This window comes from Pseudomonas sp. GW821-FHT07F05, assembly GCF_059418765.1.
In genome coordinates, this window is record NZ_JBWKQL010000002.1 from 430347 (window position 1) to 445723 (window position 15377).

Sequence of the window (15377 nt, forward strand, 5' to 3'; positions counted from 1 at the left end):
GACTGATGATGTATCCGCATGAGTTTCATTCTTTGCATGACCGTCTTCGGTGTCCTCCTGATGCTGCTGGCGCTGACTTCTTCTTACCTGCGCTGGCTGCCGGTCACGACGTCGGCGGTGTGCCTGGCGTTTGGCGCCGCGATCGGGCCCTGGGGCCTGGACATCGCGCAGCTCGACGTTCGCGACGCACGCCACTGGCTTGAACGCCTGACTGAAATCGCCGTGCTGTTTTCCCTGTTCAACACCGGCATCAAGCTGCGCCTGCCGCTGCACCGTGGCGCCTGGCATTCGGCGTATTTGCTGGCCGGGCCGGTGATGCTGGCGACCATTGCCGGCGTCAGCCTGACCGCCCATTACCTGTTCGGCCTGTCATGGCCGATCGCGCTGTTGCTCGGCGCCATGCTCTCGCCCACCGACCCGGTGCTGGCGGGGCTGGTCCAGGTCAACAGCGCCCAGGACCTGGACCGGGTGCGCTTCGGCCTGTCCGGTGAGGCCGGGCTCAACGACGGCACCGCGTTCCCCTTCGTGATTTTCGCGCTGATGTTCATCACCCACGGTTTTTCGGATTTCGACTGGACCCAGGGCTGGCTGCTGAAAAACATCATCTGGGGCGTGCCCGTCGGGCTGATGCTGGGTTACGGCTTGGGCCGTGGCGTCGGCCATTTGATGATCTACCTGCGCATCAAGAACGCTGACAGCACCCTGTCGCCGAATGACTTCCTCGCCCTGGCGCTGATTGCGATTGCCTACGTCACCGCCGAAGGCCTGGGCGCCTACGGATTCCTGGCGGTGTTCGCGGCGGGCATTGGGGTGCGTCACGCCGAGTCCAACACCACCCAGTCGGAGGTGCCGTCGGAACACGTGGCCATTCCGGTGGTGGGACACACCCACAGCGATCCGGAGTCGGCGATCATGGGTGACCGTGATTCGCTGTCCGACAGTCAACTCGCCGCCGGCGTGATGATGGGCGACATGATGGTGTTCGGCAGCTTGGTGGAGCGCGCCATGGAGGTGCTGCTGATCACCCTTCTCGGCGCGGCCCTCGCCAGTTACTGGGACTGGCGCGCCGTCGGTCTGGGCCTGGCGTTGTTCTGCGTGATCCGGCCCTTGAGCGTGTGGCTGCTGATCAGTGGCAAATTACTGACTCGGCCGCAGAAAGCGCTGGTGGGTTGGTTCGGCATTCGCGGCATCGGCACGCTGTATTACCTGTGCTATGCGCTGACCCATGGCCTGCCGACCGAGGCGGTCCACACCACCATCAGCCTGACGCTGTCGGTGGTTGCGCTGAGCATTCTTTTGCACGGGATCAGCATTCAGCCGCTGCTGGAGCGCTACGAGCGCAGCATCACCAAAGACAGCAAAGACTAGCGCAGGGATCGCGACCGCATTGATTTGCAGAGCTGGCCTTGTGACTAAAACTCTCGTGATAGACAGCGTCGATGACCCTATCGGAACAAGCGATTGGACGCTCAAGAGCCCGATCGGTAGCGTGCTCACTAATTGATCAGGCCTTTTGGGCGCCCTCTGCCATGCGGTTTAACGTCGCAGCGGCGCGCCCATCAGAGATCGGCGCCGTGTCGGCTGACACTCCCGCGCACCAAGACTGGATGCTTGACCCCTCCTTCGTTTTCGCGTCACGGCTCATTCCGTCGTGGCGCGGTTCATTGCTTGCGAGCCTGAAAGCCTATGTCCATCAATACACCGCAGCAGATCGCCGAGATCACCATCGAGGCCGGCGTCAAGAAGACCCATCTGCCGACCCCGGCGATCCTGGTGCTGGGCTTTCTCGCCGGGGCGTTCATCGCCCTGGGCTTTTTGCTGGATATCCATGTCAGCACGATGATCCCGCCGCAGTGGGCCTCATTGGGCAACCTGCTGGGCGCGGCGGTGTTTCCGCTGGGTCTGATTCTGGTAATCCTCGCAGGCGGCGAGCTGCTCACGGGCAACATGATGAGCCTGCCGACGGCAATGTTCGCCGGCCGGGTGCCGCTGTCGGCGGTGGCGCGCAACTGGGCGCTGGTCACCTTCGCCAACCTGCTGGGCGCGCTGTTCGTCGCCTACTTCTTCGGCCATGTGCTGGGCCTCACAGAAGGTGCATACCTGGCCAAGACCCTGGCCATCGCCAAGGCCAAGGCCAGCGCTGATTTCAGCCAGGCGTTTATTTCCGGCATTGGTTGCAACTGGCTGGTGTGTCTGGCGGTCTGGTTGTCATACGCCAGCAAAGATGTGACCGGAAAGGTCGTTGCCATGTGGTTCCCGATCATGGCCTTCGTCGCCATCGGCTTCCAGCACGTCGTCGCCAACATGTTCGTGATCCCGGCGGCGATCTTTGCCGACGCCCTGAGCTGGACCGATTTCGTTGAAAACTTCGTCGCGGTGTTCCTGGGCAACGCCGTGGGGGGTGCAATTTTCGTCGGGCTCGCGTATTACGTGTCCTATTCGAAAGCCATTCAGGCTTCGGCCACCGGCGTCGCTGCAGCGAGTATCGAGCAGCAGACCGGTCGCCAGATTTAACGCTGCAGCCGCGCGCCTCGTTGCTGCAGGCGCGCACCCTGTTTCTGCCACGCGTCACGTTGTGAGAGTAATCAATGTCAGATCGAGTCCTGATGGACAGCTATTCACGCAAGGTCGATTACGTCCGCATGTCGGTCACGGATCGCTGCGATTTTCGCTGCGTGTATTGCATGGCCGAGGACATGACGTTCCTGCCGCGTCAGCAGATTCTCTCCCTCGAAGAAATCCATCAGTTGGCCGAGCGCTTCGTGGCGCTGGGCACCAAAAAGATTCGTCTGACCGGCGGTGAGCCACTGGTGCGCTCCGGCATCGTCGGGCTGGTTCGCAGCATCGCCGCCCTGCCCGGCCTGCGCGAACTGTGCATGACCACCAACGGCTCGCAGCTGGACAAACTCGCCGTGCCGCTGTTCGAAGCCGGCCTTAAGCGCCTCAACATCAGCCTCGACAGCCTGGACCCGGCGCGCTTCAAGGAATTGACCCGCACCGGTGATCTGAGCAAGGTCATCGCCGGCATCGACGCTGCCAATGCGGCGGGCTTCGAGCGCACCAAACTCAATTGCGTGGTGATGCAGGGCCGCAACGACCACGAGATCAATGATCTGGTGGCCTTCGCCATCGATCGCGGGGTCGACATCACCTTTATCGAAGAAATGCCGCTGGGCACGATCAGCGAGCACAGCCGTGCCGAATCGTTTTACTCCAGCGAGCAGGTCCGCGAGCGCATCGCCGAGCGCTACACCCTGGTGCATTCGACGGAAACCACCTCCGGGCCTTCGCGCTACTGGCGCGTGGCTGAAGCGCCGCACATCCGCATCGGCTTCATCTCGCCCCACAGCCACAACTTCTGCGCAACCTGCAACCGTGTGCGGGTTACGGTGGAAGGTCGTTTGCTGTTGTGTCTGGGCAACGAGCATTCGGCTGATCTGAAAGCCGTGCTGCGGGCCAATCCGGGTCAGCCGGACAAGCTCGAGAAAGCCATCGTCAACGCCATGCAATTGAAGCCGTGGAAGCACAACTTCGAGCTCAACGATGACGTGCAGGTGGTGCGCTTCATGAACATGACCGGCGGCTGAATACGCCCTGGGGCTGAGCTGTCAGCGCCTCATGAAACGCCTGGCAGCCTCCAGCCCCGAGACCGCCAGTCCTTGCCGGACAGGCTGATCAGCCCTTGATGAAGCCCAGCAGAATCCCGTTGATCTCTTCCGCCTGAACCGTGCACATGCCGTGGGACCCGCCCTTGATCACGTGCAATGTCGAGCCTTCTACCAACTCGTGACTCTTGTAGCCAGACGCGACGATCGGGACGATCTGGTCGTCATCGCCGTGGAGGATCAGGGTTGGCACGTCGATCTTTTTCAGGTCTTCGGTGAAGTCGGTTTCCGAGAACGCCTTGATGCAATCGAATTCGCCCTTGACGCTGCCGAGCATGCCGATGGACCAGAACGAGTCGATGGCGCCCTGGGAGGTTTTCACGCCGTCGCGGTTGAAGCCGAAGAACGGCACGGCCAGATCCTTGAAGAATTGCGAGCGGTCGGCGGTGAAGCCGGCGCGGATGCCATCAAACACGTCGATCGGCAGGCCTTCGGGGTTTGCGTCGGTTTTGAGCATGAGGGGTGGCACGGCGCCGATGAGGACGGCTTTGGCAACGCGGGCGGTGCCGTGGCGGCCGATGTAGCGGGCGACTTCACCGCCGCCGGTGGAGTGGCCGATCATGATGGCGTCTTTGAGGTCGAGGGCGTCGAACAGTTGGGCGAGGTCGTCGGCGTAGGTGTCCATGTCGTTGCCGTCCCAGGTCTGGCCGGAGCGGCCGTGGCCACGGCGGTCGTGGGCGATGACGCGGTAGCCGTGCTGGCCGAGGAAGAGCATTTGTGCATCCCATGCGTCGCCGTCGAGGGGCCAGCCATGGGAGAAGACGATCGGCTGGCCGGTGCCCCAGTCTTTGTAGAAGAATTCGGTGCCGTCTTTCAGGGTCAGGGTGGTCATGGGATGCGGTCCTCGGGATAGGGTGCGGGGGGAAGGTTGAGCGTAGTCCCGGATCGCGGATGTGCATTGTCGATATGTGCTGGTTTGAGGCGAGATCAAGATCTTTAAGATCAAGTGAGTCTGCCTGGGGGCAGACTGTTTCGCCTTCGGCGAGTTACTTGATAAAGCCCCAAGTAACCAAGGGCTTGTGCTCCTGGTTGGGCCCTTCCTTCGTCAGGGTTCCTTCACTCCGGTCTCGCTCCGTGGGCCCGCGCCGAACGGACATCCATGTCCTGACGGCGCTCTCGCCGCATCCATGCGGCTCGGCCCACTCCACGAGACCTGCGTTCAGCCTGCACCCAAGTCGCGACTGGCGGTGACTGGGCCTTTTGCGTACGAAGATCAAAAGCGCTGCACAGATCAAGAGCTTCCCGGCTGAAGCCGGTCCCACAGGATGGCTGACCGCACGCGGTGTGTTAGTGGGACCGGCTTTTGCCGGGAAGAGGCCGGTGTGGACGCCATCAATTTCCTGGCAACCACCATCCATGTAGGAGTGAGCTTGCTCACGAAGACGGCGTTTGTCTGATCGTGCCCACGCTCCGCGTGGGCATGCATCCCGGGACGCTCCGCGTCCATCCCAGGCTGAAGCCGGTCCTAATGACCGCAAGCGGTGTTTTAGTGGGACCGGCTTTAGCCGGGAAGAGGCCGGTGTGGACGCCATCAATCTCTTGGCAAACACAATCCCTGTGGGAGTGAGCTTGCTCACGAAGACGGCGTGTCGGACGCTGAAGATTTGATCGTGCTCACGCCCGGCCTAACCAGCGCGCAAGATGCCTCAGCCCTGGCTGCCTCCGCGGCTCAACGCACCCAGACGACCGGAGATCGACTGCATGCCTTTGCCCAGTTCGCGCAAGGTGCCGGCATCCCGGGCGCCTTGTTCGCTGGAGGCGTGGATGCGCACCGCCAGCTCATTGATTTCGTGGGTGACGTGGCTCTGCTCCTGGGCGGCCACGGCGATCTGATGGGCGCGCTGGACGATGTCGTCGAAGCTGAAGACGGTGGTGCCCAGTGTGGCGGCGACATTGACCGCCTGCTGCACCGACTCACGGGTGCGATGGGCGCCGTTCTGCATCGTCGAGACCGCCGCACTGGAGGCCTGACGCAGTTGCGAGATCATCTCTTGAATTTCGTTCGCCGAGGCCTGGGTTCTCCCGGCCAGCGTGCGCACCTCATCCGCCACCACCGCAAAGCCACGGCCCTGCTCGCCTGCGCGCGCCGCTTCAATGGCGGCGTTCAGGGCCAGCAGGTTGGTCTGCTGGGAGATCGATTTGATCACCTCCAGCACGCTGCCCACGCGCTCGATGTCATCGCCCAGTTGGGTGATGGCGCCCGCCGCGCCGGCAATGTCCGTTGCCAGCACTTCGATGGACTGGCTGTTGCTGTTGACCTGATCCTGGCTTTTCCGCGCATCGCCCAGGGAACGGCGGGCGGTGTCGGAGCAGTCGGTGGTGTTCTGGGCGACTTCGTTGGCACTGGCCGACATCTCGGTGATTGCGGTCGCCAGTAAGGTGTTGTCCTGACGCTGGGATTCGGCCCGCTCGGCGACGCCTTGGGACAGCTGCGCCAGCTCGTTGGCCTGGCGTTCCAGAGACACCGACTCCTCGGCGATGCGGTGCAGCATGTCGCGCAGGGAACCGGCGTAGCGGTTGACCGACTCACGCAACGCACCGATCTCGTCGGCCCGCACGATGGCCAGTTGAGTATCGATCTGACCGCCCTGCCCCAGACTCGATATCTGCGCGGTGGTTTCCTCCAGTTGAGCCAACAGGCGCTTGCCGGCCAGCCAGGCCAGACCCAGCAGCACGCCAAGCAGCGGCAGCAGAAACAACAGAATCTGTCCGGTGAGGCGGTTGGCCAGGCCGACGACGCGGGCTTCCGGAGTCACCAGCCCAATGCGCCAGCCCGTGCCGGCCATGGTCGCCAGGGTGACGTAGGCCGGGCCGTTGAGCCGACCGTCGTGCTCAATCCTCAGGGTCGAGAGGGCCGAAGTGTTGCTCGCGAGCTGATCAGCCACCGGCTTCAACCAGGGTTGTTCCTGGCTCAAACCGGTAATGGTCAGCAGGCCCTTGGTGCCCTTCGCATCGGGGAAATACAGCAAATTCCCCGAAGGATCGACCGCAAATGCGTAGCCGTCCGTAACGCCGCCTTTCTCTTTGAGGAAAGCTGCCAGACCATCAAGTTTCAAATCGATGGTCGCGACACCGGCGAACGCGCCCTGCGCCCGATAAGGGACGCTGCAGGTGGTCATTGCCACGCCGCTGACCGGGTCCTGATAAGCATCGGACCAGACGCAACGTCCCGCCGGTGCGGACTTGGCCCCGGTGTACCAGGATTCAGCCTGATAAGGCGGCGTTTTGGCCTGATTGTATTCGTCCGAGAAGCCCAGTCGGTTGCTGGCGTCCCGTGCCCAGAAAAAACTGCGACGTTCGGTGCCTGGGGAAAAGGCATTGGGCTCCGGCCACACGCCGCCACCGGCGATGGCGGAATCCCCCTGGCTGTCGATCAAGCCGGGGAAATTGCTCATGTACAGGGTTTCTTCGTGGGGCAGTGTCTCGGCCAGCAGCGCCATGGCGGCAGCGGTCCCCTCGATGCGGCTCAATGGCAACGCCAGCTGACGGGTAATGGCGCTGGCTGACTGCTCCGCCGACTCGGTGCCGGCGGCCACCAGTTGGGGTTTGCCCCCCAGGGTCATGACCGCGAAAATCGCGACGGCCGTGAGAATCAGCAATGTCAGGATCCCCAAGGTCATTCGTCCAGCAATACGGCGGGGAATCAACGACATGGTCAAGCTCCGAAGGAAATGTAGGGCTACATTTGCAACGGCCGTGACAGGGAAAAGTTGAAGCCGGACCGAGGTTTAAACGACATGGGCGACAGGAGGTTATAGGACGACTGGCCAAACGACTCCCCGCCCGCCCCGTTCAGACCTCCATTGCGTCCCGCGCCACCCGAATGTGGTCGGGCAGCTCCGCGGAATGCTCCAGCAACCACGCATCCAGCGTATGCCCGACATGGGTCAGCACGGCCTGATCGGGCTTCACCGCTGCAATGATCTGCAGCGCCACATTCACATCATTGTGGTTGCGCGGCGTCTGCGGTTGCGGCGGCATGGAGCAGTCGAGGACCAGCACGTCGAGCGCCTGGCGTTGCAAAAAAGCCTGTGTGTCGTGGGGCAAACCGACGGTGTCGGTGAGATAGGCGATGCGGCGGCCACCGCCTTCCAGCAGGTAACCCAGCGTCGGCTTGGAGTGCAGCAGCGGCAGCGCGGTGACTTGCAGTTCGCCCAGGGCGCGGCTTTCGAACGGCATGAAGGGCTGACTGAAATCGAGAATGCCGGGGTGTTTGTACAGGTCCGACAGCCCTTCCGGGTCCACCGGGCCGTGTACCGGGATCACCAGCCCTTGGCCCCAGCGCAGGTGCAACAGGCCCTGTGCATGGTCGGCGTGGTAGTGGGTTTGCAGAATGCCGCTGAGGCTGCGGGGCGGAAAGCGTTCGGTGAGGTCGGGCAAGCCGCTGTCAATCAACCAGCGTTGCTCCCCCAGTTCCACCAGCGCGCAACACGGGCGGCGGCGCAAGCGTTGGTCGGCGTGGGCGGCGCGACAGGCCGCGCATTCGCAGCCGTAAACCGGGACTTGCCGCGCATCCCCCGTGCCCAGCAGGGTCAGGCGCATGCGGGGGTTCGCTCCAGTCGCTGCAACAGTCGGGCGACGGTTTGTTCCAGCGCACCGGAGTTGTCTAGCACGATCAGCGACGGGTCATTCACCTGCAAATCGTCAGCAAACTGGGCATTGCGCGCCAGTCGGGTTTCGATGTCTTCGGCCGATTCCCGTGCCCGGCTGAGTAATCGATCCCGCAGCACCGATTGATCCACCGTCAGCAGCACCACCCACAGCGACGGATACCGCGACCGCGCTTGGGGCAGATGGCCGCGCGAGCCGTTGACCAGCACGTCGTGCCCGTCGGCCAGCCATTGATCGATCTCTTTCGGGATGCCGTAATGCAGGCCGTTGGCGGACCAGTCGAGTGCAAACGCCCCCTCGGCCTGCAGCGCCTCGAAGCGCTCGACGCTAACGGCCTGGGCCGCTTCGCCCTTGGCTTCCGCCGAACGGGTGATGACCCGACGCACGATGCGGCAGTCCCGCGCAGCCAACGCCTCGCGGGCCGCGTCCAGCAGGCTGTCCTTGCCCGAACCCGACGGCCCGATGAGATAGATCAACCTGCCTGCCATCAGAACACCCTCTTCGCTTGTCGCCAGACTTGTTGAATGATTGGCAGTGTGCCGATAGCCCGGGCGTGGATCAGGTCGGCGCGCAGGCCGACGCGAATCTCGCCGCGATCGTGCAAGCCCGCCGAACGGGCCGGTGCCAGGCTCACCGTGGTCACGGCACGCGCCAGTCCGGCGCCTGTCGAGTCATCCGCTGCATCCAACTGGGCGCCCAGGGTGAATGCCGCCTGCAACAGGCTGGCCGGATAGTAATCGCTGGAGAGAATATCCAGTAGCCCTTCTTCGGCCAGTGTCGCCGCCGCGATGTTGCCCGAGTGCGAGCCGCCGCGAACGATGTTCGGCGCGCCCATCAACACGCTCATGCCCAGACGCCGGCAGCCCTGCGCGGCCTCGAGCGTGGTCGGAAACTCGGCGATGCTCATGCCGTAGGCCGCCGACTCCTCGACGTGGGCCAGTGTCGCGTCGTCATGACTGGCCACCGAAAGCCCGCGTGCCAGGCAGATGTCGACGATGGCCCGGCGATAACGGTCGCTGTAGGTCTTGGAGTTGGCGACCTGCTCAACGATGAATTCGTCCATCTGCTCAATGCTCAGGTGGTATTTGCCCATGTAGTACTCACGGTACTTGGATTCGAGGGCGAACTGGCGCTGGCCCGGCGAATGGTCCATCACCGACACCAACTGCACCAGCGGCTGCTCGACCAGGTCGCGGAACACGCTGAGGGTGTCGGGGTGGCAAACCTCGCAGCGCAGGTGCAGGCGGTGCTCGGCGCGGGTCATGTCGGCGGCGTTGGCCTTGGCGATCGCGTCGACCATGCCCGGCAGTTGCTGCATGCGATTGCCCTTGGGATTGACGTCGCCGATGGACAGCGCGTCGAACACCGTGGTGATGCCCGCCGCGATGATTTGCGCGTCGTGGCTCATCACCGCCGAGGCCGACGGCCAGTCCACACCGGGACGCGGGCTCAGGTGTTTTTCGAGGTTGTCGGTGTGCAGCTCGACCAGCCCCGGCAGCAGGTAATCGCCGTTGAGGTTTTGCGCCTGGGACAGCTGGCTGATGCTGTCGTCGACTTCGCTGATCAACCCGTCGCGCAGGACCACGGTGCCGGTGAAGACCTGCTCGGCGGTGACGATCTTGGCGTGGGTCAGGATCTGTTCGTTCAGCATTGTTCGGTCTCCTTCGGGCTTGATGCCATGGATGCCATTGAGGCCTGCGGCTCAAGGTCGGGCGGGGTCATGTCCAGATGACGGTCGGACACCGCTTCCCGGGCCAGTCGGTCGTGGAAGATGCCGATCACCGCAGCGCCGGCGCTCTTCGCCTCATTGATCAATTCGAGGACCACCTGGCGATTGCCGTCGTCCAGCGATGCGGTCGGCTCGTCCAGCAGCATCACCGGCCACGGCACCATGAAGCCGCGGGCGATGTTGACGCGCTGCTGTTCGCCACCGGAAAACGTCCCCGGTGCCAGTTGCCACAGCCGCTGCGGGATGTTCAGCCGAGCGAGCAGATGCTCGGCGCGGGCCTGGGCGTCTTCGCGCTTCCAGCCACGGGCCAGCGCCGGTTCCATGACCACGTCGACGGTGGCGACGCGAGGAATGACGCGCAGAAACTGGCTGACGTAGCCGAGGGTGTGCTGGCGCACTTGCAGCACCTCCCGGGGCGCAGCGCCGACCAGTTCCAGCCATTCGCCCTGATGCTGCACGCGAATGCTGCCGCCTGCCGGCAGGTAGTTGCCGTACAAGGTGCGCAGCAGCGTGCTTTTGCCCGCACCGGAATGGCCGTGAAGCACCAGGCATTCGCCGCCACTGACGGCGAAGTTCAGGCCGCGCAGCACGTTGAGCACGACGCCGTTCTGCTGGTGCAGGGTGAAGGTTTTCGAGAGGTCACGGACCTCGATCAACGTGTTCATTGAAGGCATCCCGAAAGGCGGATCATGGCTGCAGCACCGAAGACACCAGCAGCTGCGAATACGGATGTTGCGGATCGTCGAGGATCTGGTCGGTGAGGCCGGTTTCGACGACGTGGGAACGGCGCATGACCATGAGCCGATCAGCGAGCAGGCGGGCCACGGCCAGGTCGTGGGTGACGATCACCACCGCCAGGTCCAGCTCGCGCACCAGGCCGCGCATCAGGTCGAGCAAGCGCGCCTGCACCGAGACGTCGAGGCCGCCGGTGGGCTCGTCCATGAACACCAGCCGTGGACCGGACACCAGATTTCGGGCGATTTGCAGGCGCTGCTGCATGCCGCCGGAAAAGGTCCGCGGCAGGTCGTCGATGCGCGCCGGGTCGATCTCCACCTGATTGAGCCAGTCCAGCCCCGCCGCCCGCAGCGCCTGATAATTGCGCACGCCCTGGGCCATCAGCCGCTCGCCGATGTTGGCCCCGGCCGACACCGCCATGCGCAGGCCGTCCCGAGGGTTCTGCTCGACGAAGCCCCATTCGGTGCGCAGCAAGGTGCGCCGCTCGGCCTCGCTGGCGCTGTACAGGTCCAGCCACTGGCCGGCGCTTTTGTGGGTGTCGGCGAGGCGGTAATCGATGACGCCGCTGTCGGGCGGGCAACGGCCGCTGAGCAGTGAAAGCAGCGTCGACTTGCCGGAGCCGGACTCGCCGACAATGCCCAGCACCTCGCCGGGGTACAGCTCGAAACTGACGTCCTGGCAGCCTTTTTCAGGGCCGTACAACTTGGTCAGGCCACGCACCTTCAGCAGCGGCTGGGTGCGATCGCTGACGGCATCGCGGTCGATCTGTTGAGCAGCGTTCATTGCGTGGCCCTCCCCTGACTGACCCGTTGCGCGCAGTAGTCGGTGTCCGAGCAGACGAAGCTTTGGGTGCCCTGGTCGTCGAGGATCAGCTCGTCGAGGAACGAGTCCTGGCTGCCGCAGATGGCGCAGTTGTGTTCCCACTTCTGCACTTCGAAGGGGTGATCTTCGAAGTCCAGGCTGGTGACGCGGGTGAACGGCGGCACCGCGTAAAGACGCTTCTCTCGACCGGCGCCGAACAGCATCAATGCCGGGCTCATGTCCAGCTTGGGGTTGTCAAATTTGGGGATCGGCGACGGGTCCATGACGTAGCGTTCGTCGACGGTCACCGGGTAGGCGTAGGCCGTGGCGATGTGGCCGAAGGTGGCGATGTCTTCGTAGAGCTTGACGTGCATGACGCCGTAATCATTCAGGGCGTGCATGGTGCGGGTCTCGGTTTCCGACGGTTCGATGAAGCGCAGCGGCTCGGGAATCGGCACCTGATAGACCATGATCTGGTCGGCGTGCAGCGGCGTTTCCGGGATGCGGTGGCGGGTCTGGATAATCGTCGCTTCGGGGGTGCGCTCGGTGGTGGCGACGCCGGCGGTGCGGGCAAAGAAACGGCGGATCGACACGGCGTTGGTGGTGTCGTCGGCGCCCTGATCGATGACTTTGAGCACGTCCTCGGCGCCGAGGATCGCAGCGGTCAGTTGCATGCCGCCGGTGCCCCAGCCATAGGGCAGCGGCATTTCACGGCCACCGAAGGGCACTTGATAACCGGGAATCGCCACGGCCTTGAGCAGGCCGCGACGGATCATGCGTTTGGTCTGTTCATCCAGATAGGCGAAGTTGTACGCCTCGTCTCGCGGCGTCGGCGGTAATGGCTGTGGGCGTGGCGGCGTGGCGGCATTCATTGGGCCTGCTCCCTGGAGGGCGTGCGCAGTTTGCGGATCAGTTCCAGTTCGGCCTGGAAGTCCACGTAGTGCGGCAATTTCAAGTGCGAGACGAAACCGGCGGCTTCGACGTTGTCGCAGTGGGCCAGGACGAATTCTTCCTGCTGGGCCGGCGAGACGATTTCCTCGCTGTATTCCCCGGCGCGCAGCGAGCGGTCCACCAGCGCCATGCCCATGGCTTTGCGTTCGGCGTGCCCGAAAGCCAGGCCATAGCCCCGGGTGAACTGCGGCAGCTCGGTGGCGGAACCGACGAACTGGTTGACCATCTCGCACTCGGTCACTTCGATGGCGCCGATGGAGATCGGAAAGCCCAGCTCTTCCGGCTCGATCCACACCTCCACTTCTCCCACCCGAATCTCCCCGGCAAACGGGTGATTGCGGCCGTAACCGCGCTGGGTCGAATAACCCAGCGCCAGAAGAAAGCCTTCATCGCCCCGGGCCAATGCCTGCAGACGTTCGGCGCGGCTGGCCGGGTACTCCAGCGGCTCGCGGGTGATGTCGGCGACTGGCGCGCCGGTGTCCCGTTCTTCCTTGATCAGGCCTTCTTTTGCAAGCAGCCCCAGTACCCGCGGACAGTCCTGAACAGCGGCGTCCGCCAGGGCTTCAGGGCCTGGGAATTCGCCTTCGGCCAACAAGGTGAAATCCAGCAAACGGTGGGTGTAATCGAAGGTCGGGCCCAATAGCTGCCCGCCCGGCACGTCCTTGAACGTGGCCGACAGACGCCGGTTGAGCTGCATGGCTGAGGTGTCGAGGGGCAGGCTGGCGCTGAAGCGGGTCAGCGTGGTGCGGTAGGCGCGCAGCAGAAAGATCGCTTCAACCAGATCGCCGGCCGATTGCTTGATCGCCAGCGCCGCCAGTTCGGCGTCGTACAGCGAGCCCTCGGTCATCACTCGGGCGACAGCGAGCGGCAGTTGCTGACGGATCTGTTCCACGCCCAGCTCGGCAACCGAGGTGTCGCCCCGGCGCTGTTTCGCCAGCAGTTTGTGGGCATTGTCGATGGCCTGTTCGCCACCCTTGACGGCGACGTACATCAGGCCACCCCTCTTGACGGCTGAGGCTTGAACAGCACCTGGGTGCTGCGCGGCAGGCCGAGCAATTCATTGCCGGCGACGAAGAACACGTCGATGCCCCGGGGGAAGTCATTGCGCGCTTCGCGCTCCTGCCAGAACGCTTCCTGCAACGGCAGGCTGACGTGGTTTTTGCTTTCGATGCCCGGGCCGCGCCAGGCCAGCTGCGTGCCACCCTGCAGACTCGGCAGCTGGACCAGCAGCGTGCAGGACTGATCGGGATAACGGTCGTTGCCCAGGTCGAAACCGCTGAGATCGTCCAACTGGCTGTCGTCGAGCAGCGCGAAGCGGGCGTTCTGCCGGTCGCTGACGATCGGGCAGCCACAATGGAAGGTCAGGTTGGCGCGAATGGCCTGGGTGTCGAACGTCGGCGCGAGCCACAGCGGCGTGTCGATGTCCAGCAGCGCCAGACACAGGGCGTGGCTGGCCGCAGCAAGGCCTTCGAGGTGCGGCGGGGTTTGCGTGGCGAGCAGGCTTTGCGCGACACCGGGACCGGCCAGCGCCTTGAGGGCGGCGCGAAAACTGCGCTGGGCATCCAGCACTGGATCGGCGAATGCCGGTTGCAACAGCGAAGCGGGCAAGGATTCAGTGGCGAGAGAGGTGCTCATCAGTTTTCTCCTCTGACCAAGGTGAAGAAGTCCACTTTGGTCGCGGCGGTTTCGGCTTGTTGTTGAGCCCGACGCAGATCCTGCGCGCGGGTCAGCGGGTCGATCAGGTCAGTCATCCAGTGCGCCTGTTGGGCGCCCTGCAAATGCGCGTCGGCGAGGGCGGCGAGTTCGGCGTGGGCCTTGTCGCGCCCGGCCAGGTAGCTGAAGCCGGTGCGGCCGTCGGCCAGGCGCACCACGCAGCGGGTCACGGTCATTTCGCCGACGTTGAACGGCGCACCGCTGCCGCCCATGCGGCCCCGCACCAGGGTCATGCCAATTTCCGGCGCACGGATCAGTTGGTAGTCGGCGTCACGCAACGCGGCTTCATGGGCCAGCAGTTCGGCGCGGCGGCTGCGCGCGAGCACGCCAATCCAGTGCTGGCGGACAGCGTGGCCGGGTGTTTGGGCGTCGGGCGCGCTGGAAGAAACGGGTGTGGCAGTCATCAAGGGCATCTCCGTCAGGTGACGATCTGATACTGGAAGCGGTCGGAGCGGCTGGTGGAATGGGCGATCTCCACCGGGTCTCCGTGCGCATCGTGGGAAAGGGTCAGCACCGTCAGCGCCGGCAGGTGACGCGGCATCAGCAGCACGCTGGCTTCTTCGCGACTGGGCAGGCGCGCGCCGATCAGGCTGAAAGTGCGGGTCAACGGCAACTGCCGCTCGGTGAGGAACTGGCGCACCGAGCCGCTGACGTAGTCGGCGATCAACGACGCGCGGGTGGCGCAGTAGCGGTGGCGAATCAGGCAGACCGGCTGGCCGTCGAGGCGGCGCAGGGTTTGCAGTTCGATCAGCGGCGCGTGGGGTTCGAGGCCCAGATGCCCGGCCTCTTCCGCTGTCGCCGTGCAGTGACGGCGTTGCAGCAGCACCGCTTCGACGCCATGGCCCAGCGCCGCGAGTGATTCGCTGTAGGCGCTGTCGGCCGCGACCGGGTACACCAGCGGACGGCCCAGCACCTGGGTGCCTTTGCCCTGGCGGCGCAGCAGGCTGCCTTCGCGCACCAACTCGTCGATGGCCCGGCGCACGGTGTGCCGGTTGACCTCAAAGCGCGCCGCCAGCTGGATTTCGGCGGGCAGGTATTCGCCGGCGGTGTAGCGGTCGAGTTCACGGCGCAGGGTTTGCGCCAGTTCGAGGTACATGGGTTCTCGGTGTAGGGCTTCGGATTGTCTAGACAACTGCATGGCTAAAAAAAGGGTTCGCACCCTCTCCTGTCGT

Annotated in this window: 15 protein-coding genes and 1 pseudogene; 3 read left to right on the forward strand and 13 right to left on the reverse strand. The window is 64.2% G+C overall.

Features of this window, described 5'->3' with window-relative positions; translation table 11 throughout:
- Positions 1 to 18: 18 nt before the first annotated feature.
- The 3 genes from AC07RO_RS06130 to moaA all read left to right on the forward strand — a co-directional run bounded on the left by AC07RO_RS06130 (position 19) and on the right by moaA (position 3587).
- The gene (locus AC07RO_RS06130) at positions 19 to 1368 is read left to right on the forward strand and encodes a cation:proton antiporter (RefSeq protein ID WP_192174651.1); all 1350 of its coding nucleotides are present in this window, start codon (positions 19 to 21) and stop codon (positions 1366 to 1368) included.
- A gap of 318 nt (positions 1369 to 1686) precedes the next feature.
- Positions 1687 to 2514 carry a formate/nitrite transporter family protein gene (locus AC07RO_RS06135; RefSeq protein ID WP_192174650.1) on the forward strand — a complete coding sequence of 276 codons (828 nt, stop codon included), beginning with the start codon at positions 1687 to 1689 and terminating at the stop codon, positions 2512 to 2514.
- Between the two features lie 74 nt (positions 2515 to 2588).
- Positions 2589 to 3587 carry a GTP 3',8-cyclase MoaA gene (gene moaA / locus AC07RO_RS06140; protein WP_192174649.1) on the forward strand — a complete coding sequence of 333 codons (999 nt, stop codon included), beginning with the start codon at positions 2589 to 2591 and terminating at the stop codon, positions 3585 to 3587.
- Between the two features lie 88 nt (positions 3588 to 3675).
- Here the strand turns inward: moaA and AC07RO_RS06145 are convergent, their stop codons facing one another.
- The 13 genes and pseudogenes from AC07RO_RS06145 to phnF form a co-directional block, all read right to left on the reverse strand.
- On the reverse strand, positions 3676 to 4497 hold the full coding sequence (locus AC07RO_RS06145; RefSeq protein ID WP_495085562.1) for an alpha/beta fold hydrolase: 822 nt from the start codon (positions 4495 to 4497) through the stop codon (positions 3676 to 3678).
- Positions 4498 to 5311: 814 nt separating this feature from the next.
- A complete protein-coding gene (locus tag AC07RO_RS06150) occupies positions 5312 to 6451 on the reverse strand; it encodes a methyl-accepting chemotaxis protein (RefSeq protein WP_495085749.1) in 1140 nt (379 codons plus the stop codon).
- A gap of 261 nt (positions 6452 to 6712) precedes the next feature.
- A pseudogene (locus tag AC07RO_RS06155) lies at positions 6713 to 7318 on the reverse strand (cache domain-containing protein); the annotation flags it as partial.
- A gap of 139 nt (positions 7319 to 7457) precedes the next feature.
- On the reverse strand, positions 7458 to 8207 hold the full coding sequence (gene phnP, locus AC07RO_RS06160; RefSeq protein WP_495085563.1) for a phosphonate metabolism protein PhnP: 750 nt from the start codon (positions 8205 to 8207) through the stop codon (positions 7458 to 7460).
- On the reverse strand, positions 8198 to 8764 hold the full coding sequence (gene phnN / locus AC07RO_RS06165; protein ID WP_495085564.1) for a phosphonate metabolism protein/1,5-bisphosphokinase (PRPP-forming) PhnN: 567 nt from the start codon (positions 8762 to 8764) through the stop codon (positions 8198 to 8200). Before phnN ends, phnP begins: the two co-directional genes overlap by 10 nt.
- Complete coding sequence (locus AC07RO_RS06170) at positions 8764 to 9927, reverse strand: alpha-D-ribose 1-methylphosphonate 5-triphosphate diphosphatase (RefSeq protein ID WP_495085565.1); 1164 nt, start codon at positions 9925 to 9927, stop codon at positions 8764 to 8766. The genes phnN and AC07RO_RS06170 overlap by 1 nt, the downstream gene beginning before the upstream one ends.
- On the reverse strand, positions 9921 to 10670 hold the full coding sequence (phnL, locus tag AC07RO_RS06175; RefSeq protein ID WP_495085566.1) for a phosphonate C-P lyase system protein PhnL: 750 nt from the start codon (positions 10668 to 10670) through the stop codon (positions 9921 to 9923). The genes AC07RO_RS06170 and phnL overlap by 7 nt, the downstream gene beginning before the upstream one ends.
- 22 nt (positions 10671 to 10692) lie before the next feature.
- Positions 10693 to 11523: a phosphonate C-P lyase system protein PhnK gene (gene phnK, locus AC07RO_RS06180; protein ID WP_133775369.1), complete on the reverse strand. Its 831-nt coding sequence runs from the start codon at positions 11521 to 11523 to the stop codon at positions 10693 to 10695.
- Positions 11520 to 12413: an alpha-D-ribose 1-methylphosphonate 5-phosphate C-P-lyase PhnJ gene (locus AC07RO_RS06185; RefSeq protein WP_495085567.1), complete on the reverse strand. Its 894-nt coding sequence runs from the start codon at positions 12411 to 12413 to the stop codon at positions 11520 to 11522. The genes phnK and AC07RO_RS06185 overlap by 4 nt, the downstream gene beginning before the upstream one ends.
- Positions 12410 to 13483: a carbon-phosphorus lyase complex subunit gene (locus AC07RO_RS06190; RefSeq protein ID WP_495085568.1), complete on the reverse strand. Its 1074-nt coding sequence runs from the start codon at positions 13481 to 13483 to the stop codon at positions 12410 to 12412. Before AC07RO_RS06190 ends, AC07RO_RS06185 begins: the two co-directional genes overlap by 4 nt.
- Positions 13483 to 14100, reverse strand: coding sequence for a phosphonate C-P lyase system protein PhnH (gene phnH, locus AC07RO_RS06195; protein WP_495085750.1), 618 nt, complete (start codon positions 14098 to 14100; stop codon positions 13483 to 13485). Before phnH ends, AC07RO_RS06190 begins: the two co-directional genes overlap by 1 nt.
- Positions 14101 to 14126: 26 nt before the next feature.
- The gene (gene phnG, locus AC07RO_RS06200; protein ID WP_495085569.1) at positions 14127 to 14609 is read right to left on the reverse strand and encodes a phosphonate C-P lyase system protein PhnG; all 483 of its coding nucleotides are present in this window, start codon (positions 14607 to 14609) and stop codon (positions 14127 to 14129) included.
- 14 nt (positions 14610 to 14623) lie between these two features.
- Complete coding sequence (gene phnF, locus AC07RO_RS06205; protein ID WP_495085570.1) at positions 14624 to 15343, reverse strand: phosphonate metabolism transcriptional regulator PhnF; 720 nt, start codon at positions 15341 to 15343, stop codon at positions 14624 to 14626.
- Positions 15344 to 15377: the final 34 nt, after the last annotated feature.

Excerpts from the sequence above, each read along its gene's own strand:
- AC07RO_RS06130 (WP_192174651.1), top strand. The coding sequence starts at position 19 with ATGAGTTTCATTCTTTGCATGACCGTCTTCGGTGTCCTCCTGATGCTG.
- AC07RO_RS06135 (WP_192174650.1), top strand. The coding sequence starts at position 1,687 with ATGTCCATCAATACACCGCAGCAGATCGCCGAGATCACCATCGAGGCC.
- moaA (WP_192174649.1), top strand. The coding sequence starts at position 2,589 with ATGTCAGATCGAGTCCTGATGGACAGCTATTCACGCAAGGTCGATTAC.
- AC07RO_RS06145 (WP_495085562.1), bottom strand. The coding sequence starts at position 4,497 with ATGACCACCCTGACCCTGAAAGACGGCACCGAATTCTTCTACAAAGAC.
- AC07RO_RS06150 (WP_495085749.1), bottom strand. The coding sequence starts at position 6,451 with ATGGCCGGCACGGGCTGGCGCATTGGGCTGGTGACTCCGGAAGCCCGC.
- phnP (WP_495085563.1), bottom strand. The coding sequence starts at position 8,207 with ATGCGCCTGACCCTGCTGGGCACGGGGGATGCGCGGCAAGTCCCGGTT.
- phnN (WP_495085564.1), bottom strand. The coding sequence starts at position 8,764 with ATGGCAGGCAGGTTGATCTATCTCATCGGGCCGTCGGGTTCGGGCAAG.
- AC07RO_RS06170 (WP_495085565.1), bottom strand. The coding sequence starts at position 9,927 with ATGCTGAACGAACAGATCCTGACCCACGCCAAGATCGTCACCGCCGAG.
- phnL (WP_495085566.1), bottom strand. The coding sequence starts at position 10,670 with ATGAACACGTTGATCGAGGTCCGTGACCTCTCGAAAACCTTCACCCTG.
- phnK (WP_133775369.1), bottom strand. The coding sequence starts at position 11,523 with ATGAACGCTGCTCAACAGATCGACCGCGATGCCGTCAGCGATCGCACC.
- AC07RO_RS06185 (WP_495085567.1), bottom strand. The coding sequence starts at position 12,413 with ATGAATGCCGCCACGCCGCCACGCCCACAGCCATTACCGCCGACGCCG.
- AC07RO_RS06190 (WP_495085568.1), bottom strand. The coding sequence starts at position 13,483 with ATGTACGTCGCCGTCAAGGGTGGCGAACAGGCCATCGACAATGCCCAC.
- phnG (WP_495085569.1), bottom strand. The coding sequence starts at position 14,609 with ATGACTGCCACACCCGTTTCTTCCAGCGCGCCCGACGCCCAAACACCC.
- phnF (WP_495085570.1), bottom strand. The coding sequence starts at position 15,343 with ATGCAGTTGTCTAGACAATCCGAAGCCCTACACCGAGAACCCATGTAC.